At 53.7% G+C, this 2,279-nt stretch carries 3 protein-coding genes; 1 reads left to right on the top strand and 2 read right to left on the bottom strand.

Translation table 11 applies throughout. The annotated features are described in order from the left end of the window. On the top strand, positions 1-377 hold a 377-nt coding region (locus INT22_RS20855; protein WP_446718946.1), incomplete at its 5' end, for an MmyB family transcriptional regulator. Between the two features lie 92 nt (positions 378-469). On the opposite strand, the gene INT22_RS11470 is transcribed toward INT22_RS20855, so the two are convergent. Then, a complete protein-coding gene (locus INT22_RS11470) occupies positions 470-1,684 on the bottom strand; it encodes an MFS transporter (protein WP_193059457.1) in 1,215 nt (404 codons plus the stop codon). Continuing rightward, the coding region (gene wrbA / locus INT22_RS11465) for an NAD(P)H:quinone oxidoreductase (protein ID WP_193068252.1) at positions 1,684-2,279 on the bottom strand (596 nt) is incomplete at its 5' end. The genes wrbA and INT22_RS11470, both read right to left, overlap by 1 nt.

Below are 2,279 nucleotides of genomic sequence, written 5' to 3'. Positions count from 1 at the left end.
ATACGCAGGCTGATGAACTACTTCAGTTCAGCAGCCGAGAAGCGTCTGAGCGCAATCTATTAAGGATGGTATTTACGGCTCCCGACCTACGCCGACGACTCCCTGACTGGCAACAGGATGCGTCGAATATGCTGGCACAGTTTCGTTGTGACTTAGCTGTCGCCCCTGAAGACCCAGTCATGCAAACGCAAATTGAAGAGCTTTGCCAGTTATCGCCAGACTTCCGGCACTGGTGGGAAGCGTCAAGCATGGAAGGTTACAACCGAGGAATCAGCAGCCTCCTTGATACAGAGGGCGAGCATCATACCTATACCCATGAGACGCTCATCGTTGATGAGCACCGTCATCTCAAGATGGTGGTTTACTTCGACTGCTAATGTCGTGTACTAGCCACTGACGAGCCTGATACACCGTTACCCGCGCAACATACTGGGCAGGAGTCACTCCTAACATACGGCTAAACTTCTCGTTAAAGCTGGAGTGCCCTCCTTCCGGGCTGCACGCGTAGCTTTTGAAATGCGATGAGTAAAAGTACTGCTAAAAATCCACTTACGCTAATCAGCAACGATACCGCTGACCAACTAAAAGCGCTGGCCAATCCTCCTGCAACCACTGGACCAATCAATAGCCCGATATTGCTACCTTGCATGGCAAAGCCAAGTGTGGCGCCAACCAGTGAGCTATGAGGCGCGTAATCCGGGGCACTTTTAAAGATCACCACCGGCACAAACCCGCTAGAAAAGGCAAAAACTACACACAAAGCGTATATCCCCCACTCTGGTGTGGGCGCGCTGAATACGCCGATACCACCGAACACCATAGCGCTAAAGCCTGCAGCCAGGAGATAGATGGACTGCACCCCGCGAGTCAAAAGTTGCCCACCGACGACATTACCAACACCACTTAACGCGATGGCAGCGGCACTTAGCAAACTCGCACTCTCATCACTGACCCCAAGGCGCTCTGCTAGCAACGTCGGCAGAAAACTAAAAAGAGCGAAGAAGATGCAAGAGAAGATGACGAATAACCCCCCAAGCACCCAAGGCCCGGGGGCAGTAATGGCTTCCCTTATATCGCCAAGTATCGAGTTATGATTCACTCTAAAACTCTCCGACGCTGACACTACCCACCCCAAAAGTGCGGCATAGCCAATTAAGATTCCAGCGTTAAACAGCCAAAAACCACGCCATGTAAGCCAGTTCATCAGTGGCGCTGATAGAAAGACCACGGTCATTCCGACCGGCATAAAAACTGCCCAAAGCGCCATCGCTCTACCGCGAATACTGGCTGGCGCTGCTGCGGCAATCAGTGTAGGGGCAGCGACAGTGAGCCCGAGAAAACCCAGGCCTTCAAAAACGCGTGTTGCAAGAAGCATTTTAGCATCGCTTGAAAACGCTCCTAGCGCAGAGCCTACCCCCATCACCACTAAGCTACAGAGAGCCATTCGCCTTGCGCCAATGCGATCAACGGCTAAACCGATAGGTGCTCCAGCGACGGCACCGATGACGGCGAACGCAGACATCAACCAAGCAGCCGTACCGAGTCCCAACTGCAATTCCTCTTGCACGGCCTTGAGAGCCATCGATGCCTTACCAACCTGGCAGGCTGCAATGACGCCCGCCCCGATGATCAGTGCGACTATGGGCCAGGCCGCAGCCGTTGGCGATGAGTGAGCACCGCTCATCAGGAGGCGACCTGCGTTCTTTGCTCCCGGCCGTTTACCAGAGCAGTGGCGATTTCTGCAACGTGTCTGCCTTGAAAGCGTGCTCCGTCAAGTTCATTGGCGCTTGGTTGGCGACTACCTTGCTTATCGTCTTCAGCCAGCGTAGAGGCACCATAGGGTGAGCAGCCGGTAATCTCGTCCATACGCATTTGCCCCTTGAAGGTATAAGGCAAGCCGACAATCACCATACCCAGATGCATCAACACCACCTGCGTAGCAAGAATCGTCGATTCCTGACCGCCATGCTGGCTGCCTGTTGAAGTAAAGACACTACCGACTTTGCCCACTAGACAATCCTCAAACCACAGCCCCCCTGCCTGGTCGAGAAAATTCTTTATCTGACTCGCCATGTTGCCAAAGCGAGTCGGAGTACCAATGATGATGGCATCGAAATCCGCAAGTTCTGCGACTTCAGCAACCGGCGCTCGCTGATCAAGCTTGTAGCCTGAGCGACTGGCGATACTTTCAGGCACCAACTCCGGCACTCGCTTGATAGCAACATTGGCGCCCGCTTGCCTAACGCCTTCTGCCACGTAAGCGTTCATCCTACGACGTA

It is taken from the genome of Halomonas sp. 3D7M (genome assembly GCF_014897885.1).
Lineage (GTDB): Bacteria > Pseudomonadota > Gammaproteobacteria > Pseudomonadales > Halomonadaceae > Vreelandella.
This window is presented reverse-complemented; position numbering and strand designations above follow the sequence as displayed.

Coding starts and splice junctions, on each gene's coding strand:
- INT22_RS11470 (WP_193059457.1), bottom strand. CDS start 1,684: ATGAGCGGTGCTCACTCATCGCCAACGGCTGCGGCCTGGCCCATAGTC.